Annotated in this window: 21 protein-coding genes and 1 pseudogene; 10 read left to right on the forward strand and 12 right to left on the reverse strand. The window is 59.8% G+C overall.

Going from position 1 to position 22,938, the window contains the following annotated elements; genetic code table 11:
- The first annotated feature begins 3 nt into the window (after positions 1–3).
- The 6 genes from H096_RS00360 (at position 4) to H096_RS00385 (ending at position 5,315) form a co-directional block, all read left to right on the forward strand.
- Positions 4–630, forward strand: coding sequence for a cytochrome o ubiquinol oxidase subunit III (locus H096_RS00360; RefSeq protein ID WP_010206435.1), 627 nt, complete (start codon positions 4–6; stop codon positions 628–630).
- Positions 630–971 (forward strand): cytochrome o ubiquinol oxidase subunit IV, encoded by a 342-nt coding sequence (gene cyoD, locus H096_RS00365; protein WP_010206434.1) that lies wholly within the window; start codon positions 630–632, stop codon positions 969–971. The genes H096_RS00360 and cyoD overlap by 1 nt, the downstream gene beginning before the upstream one ends.
- Positions 972–982: 11 nt before the next feature.
- Positions 983–1,870 carry a heme o synthase gene (gene cyoE / locus H096_RS00370; protein WP_003194050.1) on the forward strand — a complete coding sequence of 296 codons (888 nt, stop codon included), beginning with the start codon at positions 983–985 and terminating at the stop codon, positions 1,868–1,870.
- A gap of 145 nt (positions 1,871–2,015) precedes the next feature.
- Complete coding sequence (locus H096_RS00375; RefSeq protein ID WP_033896217.1) at positions 2,016–3,107, forward strand: pyridoxal phosphate-dependent aminotransferase; 1,092 nt, start codon at positions 2,016–2,018, stop codon at positions 3,105–3,107.
- 141 nt (positions 3,108–3,248) lie between these two features.
- A complete protein-coding gene (locus tag H096_RS00380) occupies positions 3,249–3,941 on the forward strand; it encodes a LuxR family transcriptional regulator (protein WP_033896218.1) in 693 nt (230 codons plus the stop codon).
- 174 nt (positions 3,942–4,115) lie between these two features.
- Positions 4,116–5,315 (forward strand): MFS transporter, encoded by a 1,200-nt coding sequence (locus tag H096_RS00385; protein WP_191982984.1) that lies wholly within the window; start codon positions 4,116–4,118, stop codon positions 5,313–5,315.
- A gap of 47 nt (positions 5,316–5,362) precedes the next feature.
- Here H096_RS00385 and H096_RS00390 read toward each other — a convergent pair whose 3' ends face one another.
- The 4 genes from H096_RS00390 to H096_RS00405 all read right to left on the reverse strand — a co-directional run bounded on the left by H096_RS00390 (position 5,363) and on the right by H096_RS00405 (position 7,234).
- Entirely contained in the window at positions 5,363–6,085 is a 723-nt protein-coding gene (locus tag H096_RS00390) for a hypothetical protein (RefSeq protein WP_033896220.1), read from the reverse strand.
- 70 nt (positions 6,086–6,155) lie between these two features.
- Positions 6,156–6,659 carry a DUF6622 family protein gene (locus H096_RS00395; RefSeq protein ID WP_033896221.1) on the reverse strand — a complete coding sequence of 168 codons (504 nt, stop codon included), beginning with the start codon at positions 6,657–6,659 and terminating at the stop codon, positions 6,156–6,158.
- A 69-nt stretch (positions 6,660–6,728) separates the two neighbouring features.
- Entirely contained in the window at positions 6,729–6,983 is a 255-nt protein-coding gene (locus tag H096_RS00400; protein ID WP_033896222.1) for a Txe/YoeB family addiction module toxin, read from the reverse strand.
- On the reverse strand, positions 6,980–7,234 hold the full coding sequence (locus tag H096_RS00405; protein ID WP_033896223.1) for a type II toxin-antitoxin system prevent-host-death family antitoxin: 255 nt from the start codon (positions 7,232–7,234) through the stop codon (positions 6,980–6,982). The genes H096_RS00400 and H096_RS00405 overlap by 4 nt, the downstream gene beginning before the upstream one ends.
- A gap of 229 nt (positions 7,235–7,463) precedes the next feature.
- Between H096_RS00405 and H096_RS00410 the strand changes: the two genes are divergently transcribed.
- Positions 7,464–9,488: a c-type cytochrome gene (locus H096_RS00410; RefSeq protein ID WP_033896224.1), complete on the forward strand. Its 2,025-nt coding sequence runs from the start codon at positions 7,464–7,466 to the stop codon at positions 9,486–9,488.
- Here the strand turns inward: H096_RS00410 and H096_RS00415 are convergent.
- Entirely contained in the window at positions 9,485–10,735 is a 1,251-nt protein-coding gene (locus H096_RS00415) for an aspartate aminotransferase family protein (RefSeq protein ID WP_033896225.1), read from the reverse strand. The genes H096_RS00410 and H096_RS00415 overlap by 4 nt on opposite strands.
- An 83-nt stretch (positions 10,736–10,818) precedes the next feature.
- Positions 10,819–11,718 carry a LysR substrate-binding domain-containing protein gene (locus H096_RS00420; RefSeq protein WP_033896226.1) on the reverse strand — a complete coding sequence of 300 codons (900 nt, stop codon included), beginning with the start codon at positions 11,716–11,718 and terminating at the stop codon, positions 10,819–10,821.
- 144 nt (positions 11,719–11,862) lie between these two features.
- Here H096_RS00420 and H096_RS00425 point away from each other — a divergent pair, with 144 nt between their 5' ends.
- The gene (locus H096_RS00425) at positions 11,863–12,891 is read left to right on the forward strand and encodes an amino acid ABC transporter substrate-binding protein (RefSeq protein ID WP_033896227.1); all 1,029 of its coding nucleotides are present in this window, start codon (positions 11,863–11,865) and stop codon (positions 12,889–12,891) included.
- 12 nt (positions 12,892–12,903) lie between these two features.
- On the opposite strand, the pseudogene H096_RS00430 reads toward H096_RS00425, so the two are convergent.
- The 3 genes and pseudogenes from H096_RS00430 to H096_RS00445 form a co-directional block, all read right to left on the reverse strand.
- Positions 12,904–13,918, reverse strand: a pseudogene (locus H096_RS00430) (diguanylate cyclase).
- A 138-nt stretch (positions 13,919–14,056) separates the two neighbouring features.
- On the reverse strand, positions 14,057–15,949 hold the full coding sequence (locus H096_RS00435; RefSeq protein WP_033896228.1) for an alkaline phosphatase D family protein: 1,893 nt from the start codon (positions 15,947–15,949) through the stop codon (positions 14,057–14,059).
- Positions 15,950–16,387: 438 nt separating this feature from the next.
- Positions 16,388–17,176 (reverse strand): VacJ family lipoprotein, encoded by a 789-nt coding sequence (locus H096_RS00445; protein WP_033896230.1) that lies wholly within the window; start codon positions 17,174–17,176, stop codon positions 16,388–16,390.
- Positions 17,177–17,340: 164 nt separating this feature from the next.
- Here H096_RS00445 and H096_RS00450 point away from each other — a divergent pair, with 164 nt between their 5' ends.
- A complete protein-coding gene (locus H096_RS00450) occupies positions 17,341–18,051 on the forward strand; it encodes a response regulator (protein ID WP_033896231.1) in 711 nt (236 codons plus the stop codon).
- Positions 18,048–19,367 carry an ATP-binding protein gene (locus H096_RS00455; RefSeq protein WP_033896232.1) on the forward strand — a complete coding sequence of 440 codons (1,320 nt, stop codon included), beginning with the start codon at positions 18,048–18,050 and terminating at the stop codon, positions 19,365–19,367. Before H096_RS00450 ends, H096_RS00455 begins: the two co-directional genes overlap by 4 nt.
- An 11-nt stretch (positions 19,368–19,378) precedes the next feature.
- Here the strand turns inward: H096_RS00455 and H096_RS00460 are convergent, their stop codons facing one another.
- The 3 genes from H096_RS00460 to H096_RS00470 form a co-directional block, all read right to left on the reverse strand.
- Positions 19,379–21,622: an ATP-binding protein gene (locus H096_RS00460; RefSeq protein ID WP_033896233.1), complete on the reverse strand. Its 2,244-nt coding sequence runs from the start codon at positions 21,620–21,622 to the stop codon at positions 19,379–19,381.
- On the reverse strand, positions 21,619–22,233 hold the full coding sequence (locus H096_RS00465) for a biliverdin-producing heme oxygenase (RefSeq protein WP_033896234.1): 615 nt from the start codon (positions 22,231–22,233) through the stop codon (positions 21,619–21,621). The genes H096_RS00460 and H096_RS00465 overlap by 4 nt, the downstream gene beginning before the upstream one ends.
- Before the next feature lie 194 nt (positions 22,234–22,427).
- Positions 22,428–22,808: a response regulator gene (locus H096_RS00470; RefSeq protein ID WP_016979625.1), complete on the reverse strand. Its 381-nt coding sequence runs from the start codon at positions 22,806–22,808 to the stop codon at positions 22,428–22,430.
- Positions 22,809–22,938 lie beyond the last annotated feature (130 nt).

Consider the following 22,938-nt stretch of genomic DNA (forward strand, 5'->3'; position numbering starts at 1 on the left):
ACCATGTCGAACTTAGTGACCAATGCTGGACACGCCCATGTCGATGACCATGGGCACGATGACCATCACCACGACTCGGGGCCGATGACCGTTTTCGGTTTCTGGCTCTACCTGATGACCGACTGCATCTTGTTTGCGTCGATCTTCGCGGTGTACGCGGTACTGGTAAACAACGTAGCGGGTGGCCCGTCGGGCCACGACATCTTCGAACTGCCTTACGTGCTCGGCGAAACCGCCTTGCTGTTGTTCAGTTCGATCACCTACGGCTTCGCCATGTTGGCCTTCTACAAGGGCAACAAGAAAGGCGTACTGAGCTGGTTGGCACTGACCTTCCTGTTCGGCCTGGGCTTCATCGGCATGGAGATCAACGAGTTCCACCTGCTGATCTCCGAAGGCTACGGCCCGCACCGTTCCGGCTTCCTGTCCGCGTTCTTCACGCTGGTAGGTACCCACGGTCTGCACGTAACGGCTGGCCTGCTGTGGATGGCGGTGATGATGTATCAGGTCAATAAACACGGCCTGACCAACACCAACAAGACTCGCCTGAGCTGCCTGAGCCTGTTCTGGCACTTCCTGGACGTGGTCTGGATCTGCGTCTTCACCGTTGTTTACCTGATGGGGACTCTGTAATGGCTAATGCACACTCCCATGACCATGACAGCCATGATGCGAGCCACGGCAGCGTAAAGTCGTACGCCATCGGCTTCATCCTGTCGGTAATCCTGACGCTCATCCCGTTCGGTCTGGTGATGTACCCGACCCTGCCTAAGTCGATCACTTTGATGATCGTGCTGGCATTCGCGGTGATTCAGGTTCTGGTTCACCTGGTGTACTTCCTGCACCTGGACCGTTCCAAAGAGCAACGCGATAACGTGATTGCGTTCGTGTTCGCAGGGTTGGTAATCCTGCTGCTGGTTGGCCTGTCGATATGGATCATGTTCAGCATCCATACGTTCATGATGGCGAAGTGAGGTAAGACCCGATGTCGCTTAAGCACTTTATCCAAATCACCAAACCGGGGATCATTTTCGGTAACGTGCTTTCTGTGGCGGGCGGTTTCTTCCTGGCCTCCAAGGGACATGTCGATCTGGCCATCTTCCTGGCTGCAATGATCGGCACTTCCCTGGTGGTAGCTTCCGGATGCGTGTTCAACAACTGCATCGACCGTGACATCGATATCAAGATGGAACGCACCAAGAATCGCGTGCTGGTGCAGGGCCTTATCTCCCTGAAACTGGCACTGATCTACGCGACCGTCCTGGGTGTTGCCGGTGTGGCGTTGTTGTACAAGGTGGCCAACCCGCTGGCGGCGCTGTTTGCCGTGATCGGTTTTGTCATCTACGTCGGTCTCTACAGCCTCTACCTCAAGCGCAAGTCGGTCCACGGCACGCTGGTGGGCAGTCTGTCGGGGGCGATGCCGCCGGTGATTGGTTATGTGGCTGTAACCAATAGCTTCGACATGGCCGCGCTGACGCTACTGGTGATGTTCAGCCTGTGGCAGATGCCGCATTCCTACGCCATCGCGATTTTCCGCTTCAATGACTACCTGGCCGCGTCGATTCCGGTTCTTCCGGTTAAACGTGGCATCCAGGTGGCCAAGAAACACATCCTGCTGTACATCCTGGCCTTCCTCGTGGCGACCTTGATGTTGACCTTCAGTGGCTACGCCGGCATGAGCTACCTTGCCGTCGCCGCCGCCATGGGCATGTACTGGTTGTACATGGCCTGGACCGGCTACAAGGCGGTGGATGACACCGTCTGGGCACGCAAGCTGTTCGTGTTCTCGATCTTCACCATCACCGCGCTCAGCGTGATGATGTCCCTGGATTTCCAAGTGCCGAAAGAGCTGTTGCTGACCTACGCTCACTGAGTGGTCCCGCAGTGAAAAAGCCCCGCCTTCGAGAGAAGCGCGGGGCTTTTTCTTGGGCGGTGGTTTAAATCCCTGGGTATTTTTATCGTCATACCCTTGAGTACGAGCTGTGCGAATCCATCCCTCGCCAACAAGGAGTTGCCACATGGTCAGCGTTAGTCGTCGGTCCCTTCTCGCTATAAGTGCTGCCCTGCCATTGCTGGGGCGGCTGGATTGGGCGATGGCAGCGCCGCCGCCAGCAAAGTCTGACAAGGTACGCCTCAACTACAACGAAAGCCCCTACGGCCCCTCAGGCGCTGCGCGTGAGGCGATGCAGCGAGGTATCGCGACGTCCGGGCGTTATCCCTACAACCACATGTACGCGCTGGCCGGGTTATTTGCCCAACAGCAGGGTATTGCCGAAGAACAGGTGGCAGTGTTTGCAGGCTCCATGGCCGCGTTGCGTTATGCCGTACTCGCATTCACCACCGAAACCCGCGGCCTGGTGATGGCCACACCGTCTTATGAAGTGCCGCGCCAGGCCGCCGAGTCGAACAAGGCGCCGGTGAAGGAAGTCAGCCTGGATGCCGAGCATGCTCACGACATTCCGGCCATGCTCGCAGCCGATCCGCAGGCCGGCATGCTCTACCTGTGCAACCCCAACAATCCCACTGGCACCATTACACCGACCGAGGCCATCCGCCACGCGTTGGCGAACAAACCCCAAGGCAGTGTGCTGGTGGTGGACGAGGCTTACATCGACTTCGCCGACGTACCCAGCGTGGTCAGTTGGGTCAAGGACCACGACGACCTGCTGGTGCTGCGCACCTTCTCGAAAATCTACGGCATGGCCGGCGCCCGCCTGGGCTTGGCCATCGGGCATCCAGCGTTGCTGGAGCGATTGGCCGTGTTTGGCGGCGACAACGTGCCGGCTGGCACCACCTTGCTCGGCGGCCTGGCCAGCCTGGAGGACGTAAAGCTGTTGCCACAACGCAAGGCGCTCAACAATCAACTGCGTGATGAAACCGTAGCCTGGTTGAAGGGGCGTGGTTTCACCTGCACGGCTTCCCAGGCCAATTGCTTCATGATCGACGTGAAGCAGCCGGCGGAGCAGGTGATCGAAAAGCTGGCGGCGCAGGGTGTGCTGATCGGACGAGTGTTTAAAGGCTGGCCGCAGTGGGTGCGGGTGACGGTGGGTAACAAGCAGGAAATGCAGCGTTTTCGCGAGGTGTTCGCGCAGCAGATCGTGAGTATTTAAGCCCCTGAGACCTGTTTCATTCTCGTCCTTTACGGCGTATTTTTTACGCGATGAGTCGACGTTGTCTCAAGCGCTTCGGGATAGAAGCCTTCAGCTCAGGTCGCCGGGCTCATTCCGTAGTAACGATCAAGGACGATACCTATGCGACGCAATGCCCAACCCCACGATGCGCCCGAATCCGTGCGGCAATTACTCGACGTCGAACTGAGCCGGCGCGGGCTGGGACATTTCGAGGTCTACCAGTGCGGGCCGACGCTAGATGAAGCAGAGATCATTTCCAACTACCCCGAAGCCTTGGAGCAGTCCGACACCGCCGATGATTTTTATCGGCGCGACCGGCTGGTCTCCCTCACCCGCAAACGCATCAAGCCGTTTTTCTGGAGTGACGAAAACCTGCTCAAACCTGCCGCCGACGCGGTGCCTGTGCCGGGCCCGTGCAAGCCGGTGGGCGAAGGCGCCAGTTTCATCGTGCATGGCAATCAGGGCTTCTACTCGGTGCTTAACCTTTGCAGCTTTGGTGAAGGCCAGCAGTTTCGCGAGACAGTGCTGGCGAACCAGAGTGAGCTGCAGATGTTGTTGGTGTCGGTCTATGACGAGGCCCTGGAAAACCGCCCGCCCGTTGAGCGGCCTAACGTGCTGACTCCCCGGGAGACTGAAGTGTTGTCCTGGTCGAGCCTGGGCAAGACCTACAACGAGGTGGCGCTCCTGACCAGCATGACGTCCCATACGGTCAAATTCCACATGACCAACATCTTCGCCAAGTTGGACGTCACCAACGGCAAGTCAGCGGTTCGCAGGGCCTTGGAACTGGGTTACATACGTTCCCCGTCATAAGCCCCGAACGGGTCCGGCGCTGCTGTCTACCTGTCCATATGGGCAGCTTGTTGGCCGGGCAGAGGTGCATTACGTTTCCCCGCTATTGAGTCCGATGCCGGATGAGCCGGCATCGTCATGGCGAGGGAGTGTTTCCATGAAACGTTGCGAAACCGGTTGCAGGGTGTCCCGATGATGGGCACTTACCGAGCCTTGCGCAGCCTGAATGCTCGGCTGCAGTCACTGTTCATGATCACCTTGGTGTTCCGTATGGGGACCCTCGCGTTTCCCTTCTATGCGGCGTACCTGATCCAGCAACACGCCGTATCGTCGGGCACTGCGGGGCTGTTGGTGGGGTTGTACGGTGCCGGAGCGTTATGCACCGACCTGGTTATCGGCGCGGTCATCAAGCGTTTCTCGGCGCATCGGGTGATCCTGGCTTCACTGCTGTTCAATGCGTTGCTGCTGCTGATCATCCCTTCGGTGGACAACACCCTTGCACTCTTGCTGCTGTCTTTTCTCTGGGGCGCCTGTTACGAAGCGTTCACGCCCGCGACGTACTCCGAGACGGTTGCTCACAGCTCGCTGGATGCTCGCAAAGTGGCGTTTTCCTGTAACCGCCTCGCAATCAATATCGGGATGGCCATCGGGCCCTTGCTGGGAAGCCTGGTGTTCCTGCGCAATGCGGATGCGGTGTTCTACATCAACGCGGCCCTGTCGCTGTTGGCCTTAGGTGCGTGCCTGATGTTCGGGCGAGCAACACCCACGACGTCGGGCTTGCCTGTCGCCGGCAAAGGCGAGGGGTTGCCCGAGGTGGCGGCCCATGAACGCTCGCGGCTGCTGGTGATATTGCTGGCGGCACTGCCGGTGCATGTGGCTTACGCCTTGCCCCCCACGTTTCTGTCGGCCTTCATCATCCATTACACCTCGCTGCCTACGTATTACGTGGGCGTCATCTTCTTCATCAATGCACTGTTAGTGATTATGTTCGAAGTGCCGATCAACCTGCGTATGGCACACGTGTCCAGTAGCCGCTCGCTGGTTGCAGGGTTCCTGCTGGCGGGCGTTGGCTTCTTTTTGATGGGATTCGGACAGGTGGCGGCACTGTTGATGGTGGCCACGGTGTTGTGGAGCCTTGGCGAGATGATCGTGTTCCCCGGCATTACCCACTACATCAGCAGCATCTCCAGCCGTGGCACGGTGGATCGCAACCTTGGCTACTACTCGGCAGGCGTGAATATCGGCGTCATGATCGCGCCGTCGCTGGCGTTCATGCTGGTGTCACGGCCGTCCTTGCCGTCGCCATGGTTGCTGGCAGGTTTTACCTTGTTGCTGTTCGCCGTCGCCGTTGGAGTGATGAAAACCTCGACGGTCTTATGGAACAAGCAGGCATGAGGGGGGACGAGGCGCACCGCATTACGCGGACGCCTCGTTGCACTACGTCATGACTGGGCGCTGATGGCGTAGCCGTCGAAGGCGCTTTGTTGCTGCAAGGCGGTCACGATGCTCTTGCGGGTGACCGGTTGCTCGGTGCCGCTGTTGTCGACGAAGGTTTCACTTTCCAGCTCCGCTTCGCTGCCTTCACCCACGAATGCAAAGCCCAGGAACTCGAACACTTCACGGTCGACGTTCGGCTTGGAGCGCGGCGTGCGCAGCGGCAAGGTGACGCTGATACCATCCTTGCTGATCACAAACACTTCGGCTTCTTTCTTGGGCCGTGAGGTTTTGCTCTTGCCGGCGCTCGGGTTGCTGATGGCCTGGTGGCTCTGGTTCAGCACCTTCAATGCCAGGCCATAGACCAACGCCTGGAACTCAGGATCGTCCTTGAAGCTGGACAGGATACGGCTGATCGAAAATTGGCTGCTCAGGTCTTCCAGGGCAGCGTTATCGGCGGCCTCGGCGTCCTTGAGTTGTTTGAGCTGGCCCATGAGGTCGTAGGCCTTGTCGTCGTCGAAAGCATCGTGGGCCTGACGGATGGCCACGCGCAGTTCGCGGATCTGGTCGCTTTCCTTGGACGTGTGGAACGCGTCCAGCACCATCTCGCTGATGATCTTGGCCGCAGGCAGGTGCTGTGAAAGATTGATGGCGTTTTCGTATTCAGCTTTGGCGTGCAAGGCGACTACGGATTCTTCGGGGGCGGATTGTTCGGTGTAAGAATCGGACATTGAAATTTCACTACTTCAGTAAACGAGGACAAAAAAGCGTCGGGCATTTTCAGGGGGCAGGGAGGTCAGGTCAAGGCAGCACAATGCCCTTATCCCGACGCAACGCCGTCAGCGCCCGCTGCAACCGTACGGCCCGTCCGCAAAACAGACCTACGGTAAACCCCGACACGCCTCCCACTGCCATCAGCATCGACGGCGTGCTCAGCAGCAGCGGATGCACGGCTTGCTGGTAACCGAAGTAGTACTTCACCGCGAAGAACAGTTGCGAGATCAGCAGGGTTTTCCAGGTGCCCGGCAATACCAGGGTCTCGCCATTGGCATCCAGTTGCGCCCCTTCAGCGTTGAACAACACCATCCCCACCAGGCTGCCCAGCACCGCGCCGGCAACCCAGGCGCCGCTCGACAAGATTGAAGGCGCCAGTGACATCAACGACCACACCACCAGCACCACCGGCAGGATCACCAGCGAGCGACGATTCTCGCGTCCGCCCAGGCAGGCCTTGATGCCGTAGTAGCAAATCCACAGGTAAATGGCGTAGACCCAAATGGGCGTGCCTTGGAGGATGTCGAGCATGGTGTGCGTCCGTGCAGAGATGCGTTGGCTAGATTTCGGAAGGTATCAGGTGACTGCTGGTAAATACTGTCAGTAGTGATAACGGCACATCAGTATCTGCACTTCGTCGTCTTCAATACCATAAACCAGACGATGCTCTGCAGTGATCCGTCGAGACCAGAAACCACTCAGGTTGTGTTTGAGCGGCTCAGGCTTGCCAACGCCCTCGAATGGATCCCGCTGGATTGCTTTGATCAGCAGGTTTATACGCTTGAGCCCTGCTTTGTCGTTCTGTTGAAACCACAGATAGTCGTCCCAGCCCTCAGGGGTAAAGAGTATTTTCATTCTTCAATTAACCGCCTTGGCTTCGCTTTACCGGCTCTGAGGCTGTTGACTGAGTTGATGAGGCGTTCGGCATTTTTAGGCGAGCGCAGCAGATAGGCAGTCTCTTCAAGGGCATTGAATTCTGACAGTGAAATCATCACCACCGGCTCACCCTTTTGCCGGGTCAGTAGCAGTGGAATGTGATCTTCGTTAACCCGGTCCATTGTTTCGGCCAGATGAGCGCGGGCATTGGTGTAGTTGATAGTTTCCATGACGGTGTCCTCGTTCGATTGCTGGAACGTACAGAAATACGTACAGGTCTTCAAGGGGTATCTTATCAACGGTCGAGCGAATGACGTGCCAGCTATTTGCCCCTGATCCACATCAACACTCCCCGCCCCCAAAACCGTTACAACACAGAGGCCTGATGAACCCATAAAAACGACCACTGACCTGCGCTGAGGGGACCGTCCCACGCCAGGTTATTAAAGGACTAATGCGATGGCGCTTTCCCTTTCCCGCCTGGCCTTGCTGGGGGCGACGCTCTGCTTGTCTCTTCCCCTGCACGCCAACGTTCCCGACGCTTCGCTGATCGAACAGGGCAAATACGTTGCGCAACTGGGCGACTGCATCGCCTGCCACACCGCCAAGCAAGGCAAGGTGATGGCCGGCGGCCTGGAACTGAGCACGCCAATGGGCACGATCTTTTCGAGCAACATCACGCCGGACCGCGAGACTGGCATTGGCGCCTACACTTTCGAGCAGTTTGACCGCGTCATGCGCGAAGGCGTGACGCCGACGGGGATGAACCTGTACCCGGCGATGCCGTATCCGTCCTACGCCAAGATGAGCGAAACGGACATGCGTGCCCTGTTTGCCTACCTGATGCAAGGCGTCGAGCCGGTGCAGCAGGCCAATCTTGAGGCGGACATGGGTTTTCCGTTCAACCAGCGCTGGGGCCTGGCCCTGTGGAATTTCGCCTTCGTCGATAAACGGCCTTTCAAGCCGGATCCGGCACGTGATGAACAACTCAACCGTGGTGCCTACCTGGTCCAGGGCCTGGGCCACTGTGGCTCCTGCCACACGCCACGGGGCATCGCGTTCCAGGAAAAAGCCCTGAGCGACGAGGGCTCCAGCGGCCAGCATTACCTGGCCGGTGAAACCGTCGAGCATTGGCGTGCCCTGAGCCTGCGCAACCTGTGGACGGTGGAAGACACCGTGCAACTGCTCAAGACCGGGCAAAACCGCTTTGCCACGGTCGCCGGCAACATGGCCGATGTGATTCACCACAGCACCCAGCACTTCAGCGATGATGACCTGACCGCCATCGCTAGCTATCTGAAGTCGCTGCCGCCCGGCAAGGACGACCTGCCCATGCCGTCCGTGGCCCTGGCGCCTGCCACGCCACCGGCAGATCTGTTCACCAGTCGTGGCGGCCTCGGGTACATGCAGTTCTGCAGCGACTGTCATCGCAGCGATGGTGCGGGCGTGAAAGGTCTGTTCCCACCCCTGGCCGGCAACCCGAGCATTGCGTCCAGCAACCCGACGTCACTGTTGCACATCACCCTGACGGGCTGGGAAACCGCACAAACGGCAACACACCCGCGGGTCTACACCATGCCGGGTTTCGCCCGTTTGAAGGATCAGGAAATCGCCGAGATCCTCAGCTTCGTGCGCTCCCGCTGGGGTAACGAAGGCACGCCGATCAGCGCTGCCCAGGTGAAGAAACTGCGCGACCAACTCAACCCAGTTACCACCGATTCGTCGGCCTTCGAAACCCCGCGCCTGGCCGAGTTGCTCGCGGCGCCCAACGCCGACCAGGTGGTTCGAGGTATGCGCCTGCACCTGCAAACCAAGGAGTTGCTGCCCAACAATGTCGGCAATTCACTCAATTGCACCAGTTGCCATCTCAACGCCGGCACAGTGGCAGATGGCTCGCCATTTGTGGGCGTTTCGGCGTTTTTCCCCAGCTACGCCCCGCGTGCGGGCAAGGTGGTGACCCTGGAAGAGCGCATCAATGGCTGCTTCCGTCGCTCGATGAATGGCAAACCCCTGCCGCCGCAATCGGCGGACATGCAAGCGATGGTCGCCTACTTCGACTGGATGAAAAACAACACCCGCCCCGAAGACAAGGTGGCCGGGCGCGGCGTGGGCAAGGTCGACCCGGCGATCAAACCGGACCTGGCCAATGGCAAACAGGTCTACGCCAAGCAATGCGCTGTGTGCCATGGCGACAACGGCCAGGGACTGGCACGGGCCGATGGCGAACTGATCTATCCGCCGCTGTGGGGCGATCAATCGTTCAACATCGGTGCCGGCATGGCGCGCACCTACACGGCCGCGGCGTTCGTCAAACGCAACATGCCGATTGGCTTCCACGAGAAATTCCCGTTGGGGCAGGGCGGCTTGTCGGACCAGGAAGCGGTGGATGTGGCGGCGTATTTCTCCGGCCAACCGCGTCCGGACTTCCCGGACAAGGTCAAGGATTGGCCGAACGGCGGTAAACCTGTCGATGCGCGTTACTAGTCCAACTGTTTGAGGCAGGCCTCGAGAATGTCCAGGCCTTCCTCCAGCACCACAGGCTCGATGGTCAGCGGTGCCAGCAGGCGGATGATGTGCCGCGACTTGCCGCTGGGCATCAGCAACAAACCGGCGTCCCGCGCCAGGCCGAGTAGTTGGGCCAGCTGTTTCGGCGCGTGTGAGCCGTCGGTGTTGGCCAGTTCGATGCCGCGCATGGAACCAACGCCCGTCAGGCGGCCGAGGTAGGGTGTCAGGCCTTGTGCACGCCAGGCCTCATAACGGCTGACGATGGCTTCTTCTTGCTGTGAGCCCCAGGTTTTCAGGTGTTCATCGGTCATTGCATCCAGCGTTGCCAGCGCTGCTGCACAGGCGATGGGATTGCCGGAGTACGTGCCGCCCAGGCCACCTTTGGGCAGGTTGTCCATCAACGCCTTGCGCCCTACGACGGCGCCCAGCGGTACACCGCCGGCGATGCTTTTACCCAGCAGGATCAAGTCCGGCTCGATCCCCAGGCGCGAGAAAGCAAAACGCTCGCCGGTACGGCCAAAGCCCGATTGGATTTCATCGGCAATCAGCAGAATGTTGTTTTCGTCGCAAAAGCGCCGCAGCGCCTGGGCGAATTCAATGTCCAGCGCCAGGAACCCGCCTTCGCCCTGCACCGGCTCGATGATGAAACAGGCCACGTCGTTGACGTCGATTTCCACGCTGAACAGGCGGTCCATGGCCTTCAGCGCTTCGGCGCAGGTCACGCCGTTATCGGCGCTGGGGTAGGGCAGGTGATACACAGGGCCGGGTAGTACCCCGACCTTTTGCTTGTAGGGCGCGACCTTGCCATTCAAGTTGAGCGTGGCCAGGGTACGGCCGTGAAAGGCACCATCAAATGCGATCACTGCGCTGCGACCGGTGGCGCCGCGCACGATCTTCAGCGCGTTTTCCGCCGCCTCCGCGCCGCTGTTGGTGAGCATGCCGCTGACGGCGTAGTCCACCGGAATAAACGCGGTAAGACGATCCATCAACTCGATGTAGGGCGCGTGAGGTGCTGCGTTGAACGCGTAGTGGGTCAACTGAGTCGCCTGGTAACGGATGGCTTCGACCACGCCGGCGTGGCAATGACCGAGGTTGAGCACACCAATGCCGCCGACAAAATCGATATAGCGTTTGCCCGAGGTGTCCCAGACCTCAGCGTTTTTGCCGTGGCTGAGGCTGATGGGGTGAACGATGGAAATCGACTGGCTGATGGTTTCGCGGCTCATGAATCGGGGACTCGGCAGTGACGGGCTTGTTTTTATCTAAGCCGGGCGCCCGCCCTTGCCGCAAACGAAATAAAGTCGCCGGGTCATGACTGAAAGTCGGGATGTGTGCCGACGTACTCCACCATCCAGTTGAGGAAGGCTTTCACCTTGGGAATCTCGCCGGCATGTTCGGCATGGGCGATGAAGTGCGCGCCGCTGCTGGGCATCGCATAGTGCCAGGGAATCATCAGGCTGCCCTGGGCCAGTTCATCCGCCACCAGATACTGCGGCACCAGCGCCACGCCATAGCCTGATTGTGCTGCGCGGATGCACATGTAGAACGTGTCGAAACGCGGCCCATGGTAGCTATTCTGTGAGTGCAGGCCCTGTTCCAGGAACCATTCGTGCCAGGCTTCCGGGCGCGAGGTGCATTGCAACAAGGTGTGGTGTGACGAGGCATCGCTGCCTTCGGCGACAAAACCTGGTGCACACACCGGCACCACCGCCTCACGAAACAGCTCGATGCAGCTCGCCCCCGGCCAGGAGCCCTGACCGAAGAAAAACGCGATGTCGGCCTTGGCCTGCAACACGTCGAAAGGCTCCAGCTCGTTGCGCACGTCCAAATGGATATTCGGATGTTTCGCCGCAAAGTCCTTGAGCTTGGGCACCAGCCAGCGGTCGCCGAAGGTGGGTTGTGTGGCGATGCGCAGCACTTCAGTTTCGCCGCCGTAGGTGAGGATGTAGCGGCTGGAGATATCCACCTGGGTGAGGATCTTATGCACCTCGGCCAGGTACAGCGAGCCCGCCGGCGACAGGTACAGGCGCTGGCGCACCCGATCGAACAGGTTGTGGCAAAGCATCTCCTCCAACTGCGCCACCTGCTTGCTCACCGCACTCTGGGTCAGGTGCAGCTCTTCGGCGGCGCGAGTGAAACTCAAATGGCGGGCGGCGGCCTCGAAGCATTGCAGGGCCGTCATCGAGGGGGTCAAGCGTTTTGAAATCATGCACTTCATTCCAAATCGGAAGGAGCCTTTGCCTAAAGGTCGTTTGTGGCAGTGGCGCAAAGCCGTTGATACTGCCCGGCAGCACTATAAACCGGCGCGGGCTGTGGAGCGCCGAATAATAAGGAATGACAGGGAGCGCCTTGCATGAACCCATTCAAAACTACTTTGGCCGCCATCGGTGCCACCGCCGTGCTGGGCTTGGCGAGTACCGCCCAGGCGGGCACGACCCTGGACGCCATCCAGAAAAAAGGTTTTATCCAGTGCGGTGTCAGTGACGGGCTGCCGGGCTTCGGCGTGCCGGACAGCAAGGGCAAGATGACCGGTATCGATGTAGACGTGTGCCACGCCGTGGCAGCGGCTGTTTTCGGCGATGCGTCGAAAGTGAAATTCACCCAGTTGACCGCCAAGGAGCGCTTCACCGCGCTGCAATCCGGTGAAATCGACCTGATCTCACGCAACACCACCTGGACCAGTTCCCGTGATTCGGGCATGGGCCTGGTGTTCACAGGCGTGACCTACTACGACGGCATCGGTTTCCTGGTGAACAACAAGTTGGGCGTCACTGCAGCCAAGCAACTGGACGGCGCCACGGTGTGCATCCAGGCCGGTACCACCACCGAACTCAACGTGTCCGATTACTTCCGCACCCACGGCATGAAATACACGCCGATCACCTTCGACACCGCCGACGAAAGCGCCAAGGGCCTGGAGGCCGGGCGTTGCGACGTGCTGACCACCGACCAGTCGGGCCTGTACGCCCAGCGCATCAAGATGGCCCACCCTGACGAATTCGTGGTGTTGCCGGAAGTGATTTCCAAGGAGCCGCTGGGGCCGTTGGTGCGCAAGGGGGATGACGAGTGGTTCAGCATCGTCAAATGGACCCTGTTCGCGATGCTCAATGCCGAGGAAATGGGCATCACCTCGCAGAACGTCGAAGAACAGGCCAAGACCACCAAGAACCCTGATGTCGCGCGGTTGCTGGGGGCGGACGGCGAATACGGCAAGGACCTGAAACTGCGCAAGGATTGGGTGGTGCAGATCGTCAAGCAAGTGGGCAACTATGGCGAAGTGTTCGAGCGCAACATCGGCCAGGGCAGCGTGCTGAAGATCAAGCGCGGGCTTAATGCGCTGTGGAACAACGGCGGCATCCAGTACGCTCCGCCGGTTCGCTGACACGCCGGGGTGTCATTCGGACACCCCATCCTTCCCCGCCGCTTTGGCGCGATACAACGCCTGATCGGCGCGCGCAATCAAGGCGGCGGGGGGGCTCCTCCGTTTGACGCTCGGCCACGCCCAGGCTCAGGGTGACCTTGAAGTCGTCCCGGTGCGGGCTGTTCTTCAACTTCAAACGGATACTCGCCGCCATTGTCTTGGCGATCTCCAGCGAGGTTTTGGGCAAGACCAGCACAAATTCATCGCCGCCCCATCGGGCCAGCAAGTCACTTGGGCGGATACAGCTTTGCAGGCATTCAACCACCTGCACCAGCGTCTGATCGCCCACACCGTGGCCGTATCGGTCATTGATCGACTTGAAGTCGTCGATATCCATCGCAATCAGCACCAGTGGCAGGCGAAAGCGCTGGGCGCGGTCGCACTCTTCCAGCAACACTTTTTCCAGGCGGTAGCGATTGGCGACCAGGGTCAGGGCATCCCTTTCGGCGAGGGAGCGGTTTTCATCCAACTGTAGCTGCAACTGCTGATTGACCCGCGACAGCTCGCGCGTGCGTTCGGCCACTAGCGCTTCAAGGGATTGATTGCGCCGTTCCAACTGTTCAACGGAGCATTTTCTGAGATGAATATCACGGTGGGCGCCTACCATGCGCGCCACCGAGCCATCCACATTGCGCGCAATGACGTAGCCGCGGTCTTCGATCCACAGGTAGCTGCCATCTTTTTTTCGGCAACGGTACTCGGCCTGGTAGTGGGGCGCGCGGCGGTGGATGTAGTCGTCGAACAGCTTCATCACGTGAGGATAGTCATCCGGGTGAATCACGTTCTCCCAGGTGAACACGCTGTTCTCCAGCGCATGGCGGTGATAGCCGAGCATTTCGTACCAGCCGGGGTTGCGGTAGACGAACCCGGTATTGGCGTTCCAATCCCAGATCCCGTCGCTGACCAACTCCAGGACGGTGTGCAGCATGTCGGCGTTGAAGTGAGAGAAGTCCTGCTTTAACGGATTATTGTCGGAGGTATCGTTCATCTGCGCATTCCCTTGCGTAGGCAGGCATCTGAAGCCTGCCATGGTTGTCGCCGATACTCCGTGGCTGGGGCTACTGTACAACGGGGGCTGGAGGCTTTGAATAGGGCAGATGTACGGCTTATGATTGATGGCGATAGGCTATTGTTTTGGGGCCACCATTCTCGTTGGTACCTTCCCATCCGCGTTGTGCTGGTAAATCGCTTCAGGCTGACCTCGCTCATTGAAAAACACCTGGCCGATCCCCGCCGAATTCCATAACCGCTCACCGGCTTCGGCATGCTCAGGAATATGTGGCACCACCTGCATGGTACGGCGGCGCGTGAACCAGTTGAGGGGCGAGCGGGGTGAGTAGAGCCAGCGGTTGAGGCGGTCGAACCACTCCAGTAGTCGTGGTGGGAATTCGTTCTTGATACCGCTGCTGGTGATCTGCCAGATCCTGGGGCCGGCGTTGCGATGGCGGATCAGCACTTCGTAGACGAACGAATAGTGCACATCACCGGAGAGGATCACGTAGTTACCTGGCGTGCGCGAGTGGCGGAAGATATTGAGGATCACCTGTGCAGCGCCGCGATGGGCCATCCAGTTTTCCGCATCCACCAGCAAGGGGTGGCCGCACCAGCTAAAGACTTTCTGCACCGTCTCGATCAGCTTGACGCCAAAGATCGGCGCGGGTGAGACGATGATGGCCGAGGGGTGGTCCAGCAGTTCCTGTTGAAGTTCGCTCAAGGCTTCCCAGTCCAGCAGGCCGGACGGTTGCTTGAGGGTGAACTCGCTGCGCCAACGACGGGTGCGGGTGTCGAGCACCACCAGGGCAGGGGTGGTAGGCAGTACGTAGTGCCAGCGTTGAAATTTCAGCAGTGTTTCGAGCAGTTCATCCTGCGCCGTGGCGTCGAGATGGTTGGCTTGGGGCTGAGCAGTGAGCGCTTGGGTTTGGTCGATCAGTTCACCAAACGCATCCGGCTGGTTGCCCCAGCCTTGGCATAGCAGGTAAGCCAGCAAAGCATTGCCAATGATGCGCTTGGAAAAGGGATGGCCGTAGGCGGTCTCTTCCCATTGGGCGCTGAGGTTCCAGTCATCGGTGATGTCGTGATCATCAAAGATCATCAAGGTGGACAGGTGGGCAAAGACCCGCGCGACGCCTGGCAGGCCGTCGCGGAATCGATCTATTTGTATTTGTTCGCGGGCGTAACGCTGCTGACGTTCTGTATTCAGATGCGGCGGTTGAGGCGTGATCAGCGTCCAGGGCGTTGGCGACCACACCAGCAAGTACATCGCGATGACTTCGGCAAAGGTCACTAGGTGGTTGTCGGCGGTGCTGCTGGTGAAGATCGGTTTTTTCACACCGCCAAAGAAGCGTTCGCGCAGGTTTTCGTTGCTGTCCAGCGCCGGCAGCAAGTCGGCGCGATGGTAGTAACTGGCGTGATGTTCATAGAGGCTGGCGCTGTCATCGATTACGGCGCCTTCCAGGTATTCGTCGAACAGGCCCAGGCGTGCGATCAATGCGTGAATCGCCCGCAACATCGGCCCGGCGACATCATCGGCGTAGACCTGGTCGCCACTCATCATCAGCAGGGCCGGGCGGTCGCTCGGGCGTTGGGCGTCGGCCAACAGGCGGTCTACACACAGCAGGCCCTCATCGGCGCTGTGGTGGGGTTTGCGGCATGAGCCATGGACCAATTGATGGATGCGGCTGTGTAAAACGAAACTTGGGAATTGGGCGTTGGCGTACAGCAGGTGCGGTGCCCAGTCGGCGATTCCGGTGTTGTCGAACAACAGGTCGTAGCTGATCGCCTCGTCCAGAGGCAGTGCGTTGTCCAGTGTCACATCGATCAGGTGGATAAAGGCATGGCGCCCCACGCGTACGACCTGGCAGTTGTCCAGGGGGACCTCGAGGGTTCGGGCGGGCAGATGCAGTTTCAGCGTCAATTCCAGTACTCGGCTCCCCACCACCCACAACACCAGGCGCCGAGGTTCGAGGCGTCGTAACAGCGGGCCAGCCAGTACGGCGGGCAGTGTCTCGGTGAGCGGCATGCAGGCAAGATTTCCAGGCGGGATTGGACCGGAAAGATTAATCCAGTGAATGTCATGGTTTTGTTAAGGAAAGTACGAAGGGCCGTGCACTGCCCTTCGCATGAGGCGGTTACAGCACTCGGCCTCGACCCAGGCTGTCCATCCCACCGCCGTTTCTGCGTCGGTCACTGCTCGTGGTGCGATCAGGGTCGGCGGCGTTCAGTTGTGTTTCGTCAATGCTGCGCTTCCTGCGCTGGGGCTCTGCATCATCCTGCTGCAGTGGGGGGTATTGAAAGTTGCCCAGTGAGTGATTGATTGCGCTAAGCATGGATGTTTCCTTCTATAGGAGTAGAGGATTACTTCGCCTTTCAGAGCGAAGTGAGACCAAACCTATAGAGGGTGAGAAAGACCGGCTATAAACGCGCTGCTGCAAGATATGACTGGTGTTGGCGCCTTTTTTCAAAAGTCGTCAGAGGCGCCATTCGCGCAACTGTCTAGACCGGTAGATGTAGCGCCTTGCTTGCCCTCCCGCACAAACGCCGCCCGATTTTCCGCTACCACATTACGCAACGCGCTGTAGTAATCCGGCAGCTTCTGCAGGCTGTCGGTGAGCGGCAAGAGCGATGCCCGTGTATCGACCGTACCGCCGACCAGGCTGAGGGTGCCCAGGGTCTGTACCGTATCGCTGTCGCCCAGCGGCGAGACCAGGAAGCTCAAGACCTTGCCCACTGCGTCCCGGCTGTTGCTGGTACCCAACAAGGGCAATTCAACAATGGGGCCGCTGCCCATGCCCCACACGCCGAATGTCTGGCCGAAGTCTGCTGTGTGGCGCGGGATGCCCAGACGGTCGGATACATCGAACAGCCCCACCACGCCCACCGTCGTATTCACTGCGAAACGCCCCAGGGTATTGACCGAGCGCCGCGGGTTGCCTTGCAGCAGGTCGTTGATAAACACCTTCGGCTCGCTGAAGTTGCTCGCGAAGTTATGCACACCTTGCTGGAAAAAATCCGGCAGGTAACGGTAGCCGCGAGCCACGGGAGCCAGGGCGTAGTCGTCCACCGCACGGTTGAAGGCAAACACCCCACGGTTGACCGGTTCGGCCGGGTCATACACCGGGTAGTTCACCTGTGCACATTGCGTGGTGGGCGTTACGGGAGGCGGGCTCGCACAGCCCGTCAGGTAAGACACAGTCAGCAACAGCACGGCCTGGCGGGCCAGATGCTGGGGGTACGTCGGCGAGCGCATGGGCACAGTCTCCGCAAAAGGGAGGCCGATGCTGGCATTGCGGGCTTGCGCAAAGATGTCTGGTTTATTGCGTCGTTGACGCTTTATTGCAGGGTTGAAATATATGACGGGCCGCGCCGAATGGTTTTAGATGACACCTTGTCCCAGCCCAGTGAAGACCGTCGGTGAGCAACCTGTTGATCGTGGACGATGACCTTGAAGTCCTCGCCCTGCTGAAGAAATTTTTCCTGCAACACGGCTATACGGTCGAGACCGTGGCCAGTGGCATCGAACTGTGGGCGGCCATGGAGCGCCAGCCCGCCGACCTGATCATCCTCGACCTGATGCTCCCCGGCGACAACGGCTTGCTGTTGTGCCAGCGCCTGCGGCAGCAATACGCCACGCCGGTGATCATGCTCACCGCCATGGGCGAACTCAGTGACCGTGTTGTGGGCCTGGAAATGGGCGCCGATGATTACCTGAGCAAGCCTTTCGACGCGCGAGAATTGCTGGCCCGAGTGCGTGCGGTGTTGCGCCGGGCGGGGGAGAGCCGGCCGCCCTTGGGCGATGCCGCGCGCCCGCTGATCCGTTTTGCCGGCTGGCAACTGGACCTCACGCGCCGCGAACTGCGTTCGCCCGACCAAGTGATGATCCCATTGTCGTCCGGCGAGTTTGACCTGCTGCTGGTGTTTGTCGAACACCCGCAACGGGTGCTCAGTCGCGAACAACTGCTGAACCTGGCGCGCGGCCACAGCCATGATGCATTCGACCGCAGCATCGACGTGCAAGTGAGCCGCCTGCGTCGCAAGCTGGAATTCGATACCAAGCGCCCGGCGATGATTCGCACGGTGCGCAACGGTGGCTACCAATTCACCGCCAGCGTGACCCGTTCATGAAGCTGCGTCCGCGCGACACCGTGGCGCGCTGGATCGCGCTGACCATCCTGATTGCGATGTTGACTGCGCTGGCGTTCAACGCTTTGTTCGTGCAACTGGCAGGGGTATGGGCCCGACCCCCACTGACCGAAATCGGGTTGTTGGAAAGGATCGCCGTGGTGGTGCGCGTGGTCGAGGCCTCCGAACCGTCGCAACGTTCACATTTGGCCCAAGCAGTCGGTGACGAAGGGTTCACGGTGACGTGGGCCGCCCAGCGCCAGGCCTTGGGGTTGCCCGTTCTGGCCGACCCCGACTTTCACTCGGGCGAGCAGGCCTTCAAGCACCTGCTCCAGGGCCCACCTCGTCCGATGGAGGCGTATGAACCGTCTGACTGGCCCGACGGCAATGGCCGCTACGCGCTGCTGGTGCGACTGGCCGACCAATCCTGGCTGATGTTCAGCGCGCCGTCGCGCAGTTGGGGGCTGGACGATGGTGCACGTAGCCTGATCGTGGTGCTGCTGGTGCTGATCTCGACCGCGCTGGTCACCCTGGTCGCGACCCGTCGCCTGGCCCGACCTCTGCAGCACTTCACTCAGGGCGCGCGGCGCTTTGGTGCCGACTTTCGGGCGCCGCCCATCGAGCCGGTCGGCCCGCACGAAATCCGCCAGGCGATCCTCGCCTTCAACAGCATGCAAGCGCAACTACGGCATTTCATCCAGGACCGCACCCAAATGCTCGCCGCCATTTCCCACGACTTGCGTGCGCCGCTGACCCGGCTGCGTCTGCGCGGTGAGTTTATCGAGGACGCTGATCAGCAGCAAAAGCTGTTTCGCGACGTGGACGAAATGCAGGCCATGATCAACACCGCTCTGGAGTTTTTCCGCGATGACGCCCGGCTGGAACAAGCCACCCAACTGGACCTGGCGGAATTACTGCAAACCCTGATCGACGACTACCGTGACCAAGCCATCGAACTGACCTTTTGCGGCCCGCCGCGCCTGGTGTATTTCGGCCGTCCGCTGGGCCTCAAACGCGTGATGACTAACCTGATGGACAACGCGATTCACTACGGCACCGCGCCGCAGATCGAGTTGCAGCAGAAGAATGGAGAGGTGGTGGTTCGAGTACTGGATCGCGGGCCAGGCATTCCCGTTGAGCATCGTGAGCAGGTGTTCCTGCCGTTCTATCGCCTTGAAGGGTCACGCAACAAAAGCACGGGCGGTGTTGGCTTGGGGCTCTCTACCGCTCGGGCGATTGTGCTGGAACATGGCGGCACCTTGACCCTGGCCGAGCGCCAGGGTGGAGGGTTGGAGGTGGTGGTGGTGTTACCTGTTTAGCCCAAGGTCCGTCAGGTATGCGAGTCGTCAATCACCTTCGGCACCGTAAATCGAAACTCGCTGCCACGGCCCACTTCACTTTCGGCAACAATCTTGCCGCCATGGGCCTGGACGATGCCTTGCGTGATGTACAGCCCTAGCCCGCTGCCGGTCGGGTTATTTTCCGCCTGTGTCCAGTAGCGGTCGAACACATGGGGCAGCTGTTCCGGCGCAATACCTTCGCCGGAATCGCGCACGGAGAACACGATTTCTTCGCCATTGCTCATGGCGCTGATCCCGATATTGCCCTGGCGCGGGGTGAACTTGATGGCGTTGCCGATCAGGTTCGACAGCACCTGGAACAGGCGCTCCGGGTCGGCATTGATCTGCAGGCCCGGCTCGGTGTTGAACGACAGGTCGATGCCTTTCTCCATCGCCAGGGGTGCCAGCAACGAGTAGGCCTCGTCGAAGATCTGGCTCACATCCAGAATCACCGGCCGCACCACATAGCGCCCGGCCTCGATTTTCGAGGTGTCGAGCAAGTCTTCCAGCAGCACGTTCATCCGCCCGGCGGCCTGTTGCATGGTGTCTATGGCCGAGGAAATCCGCCGCGAAGTGTGTGGGCCATCGGAGCTGAAGGCCTTCTGCATCATGCCGCACAGCATGGAGATCACCGTCATCGGGTTGCGCAGGTCGTGGGACACCACCGCCACCAGCTCATCGCGGGCGCGCACCGCTTGTTGCTCGCGCAGCACCTGGCGAGCCAGGTCGTTTTCCAGGGCCGAGCGGCGCAGGTCGTTGGCGGCAAAGTGGTCGCCATGGCTCCACTTGGTGGAGATGCCGGCCATTTCCACCTTCCAGATTTCAAACGAGGTGCGTGGGCGAAGGCGCAGGCCGGCGTCGGAGTTTTCCAGGTCCAGCGGTTTTTTCGGGTCGCCGCTCCAGTTGATGTTCTCTTTCACTTCCGGGCGGAACCACAGCACGCCGTTATCCACAGGCTTGGGCAGACTCATCGCCAGCACGCCACTGGCTACCTGTTGGAACTCGACGGCCGGCGGGTACACCGACGACAGGTTATGGCTGGAGAACACCGGCTCGCCACCTTCTTGCAGCCACTTGTGCAAGGCACGGATCTGCGCCGGCTCCGGGCAGTTACCGTAGCGGTGCAGTTGCTTGTCTTCGATGATCGCCACACCGCCGGACAGGGTCAGGTCCATCAGTAACTGACCTTGCTGTGCCAGCCCGTCGAACACGTTTTCTTCCGAGCGCTTCATCGCCTGGTCGAGCAAGGCCAGGGCCTCGACTTTCTCTTCACGCTGACGGCTCAGGTCCAGGGCTTCCATGGCGCTGATCTGCAGCGACAGCACCTGGCCGATGGTTTGGCAGGCTGTGCGCAGGCCATTGGGCACCAGCAACGGCTCACGGTTGCCGCAGCTGATCAGGCCCCACAGTTTGTCGCCCTTCATCAGCGAGATACTCATGGACGACAACACACCCATGTTCTGCATGTACTGGCAATGAATCGGCGACACGCTGCGCAGGGTGGCGAAGCTCAAGTCCAACGGCTGGCCGGTATCCGGGCGCAGCTTGGGCAGCAGCGGCACGGGCTCGTAGGCCGCGTTCGGGATGATGCGCAGCCAGTTGGTGCGATACAGCTCACGGGCTTGCTCCGGGATGTCGGACGCGGGGAAGAACAACCCGTTGAACAGTTCCATGGACGGTGCCGACGCTTCGGCGATCACCTGGCCATGGCCTTCGTCTTCGAAGCGGTAGATGAGCACCCGGTCGTAACCGGTCATGGCCTGGATTTCATTCACGCTGATTTCGTACAGTGCTTGCAGGGTTTTCGCCGACTGCAAGCGCTGCAGCATTTTGCCCAGGTCACTGGTGCGACCATTCAGCGCCCGTGGGCGGAAATCCTTGAGCAGCGGCTCGAACTCCAGTACCAGCACCTGCTGATGGCGATGCAACAGGCCTTCGAATTCCGCGCCGTTAAACGTGACGTGCAAGGGCCGCGCATCGAAAAACGTATTGTTTTGCGCCATGTCGGCAACCGCCTTGGCGCGCTCTGCGCCTACCAGCGTTTGCAGTGGCTGGCCCAGCAACGCCTCGGCGGCATGGCCGAACAAAGTGGCGACGTTGGCGCTGACCTGGATGATGTTCAGGTCCGGCTCCGACAACGTCAGCAGCACACCGTGGGGCTGGATGGCGCCGGGAAAACGGATGGGCTCGTCGGCACAGTTGGCAAGCAGCTCTTCAAAATCTTCGGGTTTCATAGCAGTACCTCCTGGCTGTCGAGCCATTGCTCAAAGCAGCTGAATGTTGATCGGGCAGCCTCCACCGCGCGCTGTTTGGCTGGTGCGTCGAGTGGCTGGTCGCCCAGGTAATCAAGAAAGTCTTTCCAGCGTCGGCCGGTCTCTACCCCGTAGATATTGAGAAACGCACCGCCGTTGTCGGCATTCACGTTCAGGCGCTGGTCCATTTCCCGGCGCAGTACTTGGCCGCCCAGGGTCGCGCCTTCGAGTACATACAAGGCGCCCAGGCAGGCAGCTGGGGTGTCGAACGTGGGGAGTTCAAGGCAACGGGGCAGGGTGTCGACAGCTCGGTCATCCAGGCCCAAGGTATTGAGATCACTGACCAGCGTCGGCGTTTTCACACGCAACGCGCAGTCGTAGCCGTCAGGAATCAAGCCACTGTCGTACAGTGCTGACTCGACTGGACCATAAAAACCGTAATACGCCTGGAGCAGGCGCCGATACCAGCCCGCATCCAGGCGCTCGGTGAAAAACGGCAGGCGCTTTTCCAGCGCCACATGCAACAGGGCCGTGCCTGTGCGCAACGCTTCCAGCAATGAGGGCGCACCAACGTCATGGGCCTGTGAATGCATTCAATGAGCTCGAGCTGTGGGCCTTTCGGCCATGAATGACGCGTGGAAATGGGCGACGATTCTACACACCTCAAAGCCTTATTCTGTACGCACAAGGCGAAAAGGCTGACCAGCGGATCAGAAAAGTCGCTCCTTGCTCATTAATGACCGCAGCGTTTGCCCTGAAGTTCGGTATAAATGATGTCGTGACGCTATCAATGCATGGACGACCCCTGTTGGGTCAGCGCCGTTTGCACACACTCCAGCAAGATTTCGGCACTCCACGGTTTGGGTAGAAACCGCACGGAACCTCCCAGTTGTGCCGCCAGTTTAGTGTTGCCGGAGGTCAGCAGCACCGGCACCGTTGGCCAACGATGGGCCACCACCCGGCTCAAGTCATAACCATTGAGCAACCCCGGCATCTGGATATCACTGACAATCAAGTCCACCGGATCATCGCCCCGTTCCAGGTAAATCATCCCTTCATCCGCCGAAGGAAACGACGTCACCAGCGCGCCGAAATCCTCCAGTACATCCACCATCAACGATCGAATGATCTCGTCGTCTTCCAACACTAAAATCGATGGCTGAGCCATGATCCTTACTCCACCATCAGGGTTCATTAAGGTGGAGTAGAACACGTCTATATAGGTTCGATTGGATATCTATGGGGCGATGGATGGTCGTTTCAGAGGTGCTATCCGGTAAAGTGCAGGGCTCGCTTCA

Source organism: Pseudomonas sp. FH1 (assembly GCF_000510895.2).
In the GTDB taxonomy this organism is placed as follows: domain Bacteria; phylum Pseudomonadota; class Gammaproteobacteria; order Pseudomonadales; family Pseudomonadaceae; genus Aquipseudomonas; species Aquipseudomonas azotoformans_A.

What these genes read in the sequence shown, in the direction of transcription:
- H096_RS00375 (WP_033896217.1), top strand. Translation starts at nt 2,016, where the DNA reads ATGGTCAGCGTTAGTCGTCGGTCCCTTCTCGCTATAAGTGCTGCCCTG.
- cyoD (WP_010206434.1), top strand. Translation starts at nt 630, where the DNA reads ATGGCTAATGCACACTCCCATGACCATGACAGCCATGATGCGAGCCAC.
- H096_RS00420 (WP_033896226.1), bottom strand. Translation starts at nt 11,718, where the DNA reads ATGATTTCAAAACGCTTGACCCCCTCGATGACGGCCCTGCAATGCTTC.
- cyoE (WP_003194050.1), top strand. Translation starts at nt 983, where the DNA reads ATGTCGCTTAAGCACTTTATCCAAATCACCAAACCGGGGATCATTTTC.
- H096_RS00395 (WP_033896221.1), bottom strand. Translation starts at nt 6,659, where the DNA reads ATGCTCGACATCCTCCAAGGCACGCCCATTTGGGTCTACGCCATTTAC.
- H096_RS00470 (WP_016979625.1), bottom strand. Translation starts at nt 22,808, where the DNA reads ATGGCTCAGCCATCGATTTTAGTGTTGGAAGACGACGAGATCATTCGA.
- H096_RS00455 (WP_033896232.1), top strand. Translation starts at nt 18,048, where the DNA reads ATGAAGCTGCGTCCGCGCGACACCGTGGCGCGCTGGATCGCGCTGACC.
- H096_RS00445 (WP_033896230.1), bottom strand. Translation starts at nt 17,176, where the DNA reads ATGCGCTCGCCGACGTACCCCCAGCATCTGGCCCGCCAGGCCGTGCTG.
- H096_RS00405 (WP_033896223.1), bottom strand. Translation starts at nt 7,234, where the DNA reads ATGGAAACTATCAACTACACCAATGCCCGCGCTCATCTGGCCGAAACA.
- H096_RS00435 (WP_033896228.1), bottom strand. Translation starts at nt 15,949, where the DNA reads ATGCCGCTCACCGAGACACTGCCCGCCGTACTGGCTGGCCCGCTGTTA.
- H096_RS00415 (WP_033896225.1), bottom strand. Translation starts at nt 10,735, where the DNA reads ATGAGCCGCGAAACCATCAGCCAGTCGATTTCCATCGTTCACCCCATC.
- H096_RS00360 (WP_010206435.1), top strand. Translation starts at nt 4, where the DNA reads ATGTCGAACTTAGTGACCAATGCTGGACACGCCCATGTCGATGACCAT.
- H096_RS00390 (WP_033896220.1), bottom strand. Translation starts at nt 6,085, where the DNA reads ATGTCCGATTCTTACACCGAACAATCCGCCCCCGAAGAATCCGTAGTC.
- H096_RS00465 (WP_033896234.1), bottom strand. Translation starts at nt 22,233, where the DNA reads ATGCATTCACAGGCCCATGACGTTGGTGCGCCCTCATTGCTGGAAGCG.
- H096_RS00425 (WP_033896227.1), top strand. Translation starts at nt 11,863, where the DNA reads ATGAACCCATTCAAAACTACTTTGGCCGCCATCGGTGCCACCGCCGTG.
- H096_RS00460 (WP_033896233.1), bottom strand. Translation starts at nt 21,622, where the DNA reads ATGAAACCCGAAGATTTTGAAGAGCTGCTTGCCAACTGTGCCGACGAG.
- H096_RS00380 (WP_033896218.1), top strand. Translation starts at nt 3,249, where the DNA reads ATGCGACGCAATGCCCAACCCCACGATGCGCCCGAATCCGTGCGGCAA.
- H096_RS00400 (WP_033896222.1), bottom strand. Translation starts at nt 6,983, where the DNA reads ATGAAAATACTCTTTACCCCTGAGGGCTGGGACGACTATCTGTGGTTT.
- H096_RS00385 (WP_191982984.1), top strand. Translation starts at nt 4,116, where the DNA reads ATGGGCACTTACCGAGCCTTGCGCAGCCTGAATGCTCGGCTGCAGTCA.
- H096_RS00410 (WP_033896224.1), top strand. Translation starts at nt 7,464, where the DNA reads ATGGCGCTTTCCCTTTCCCGCCTGGCCTTGCTGGGGGCGACGCTCTGC.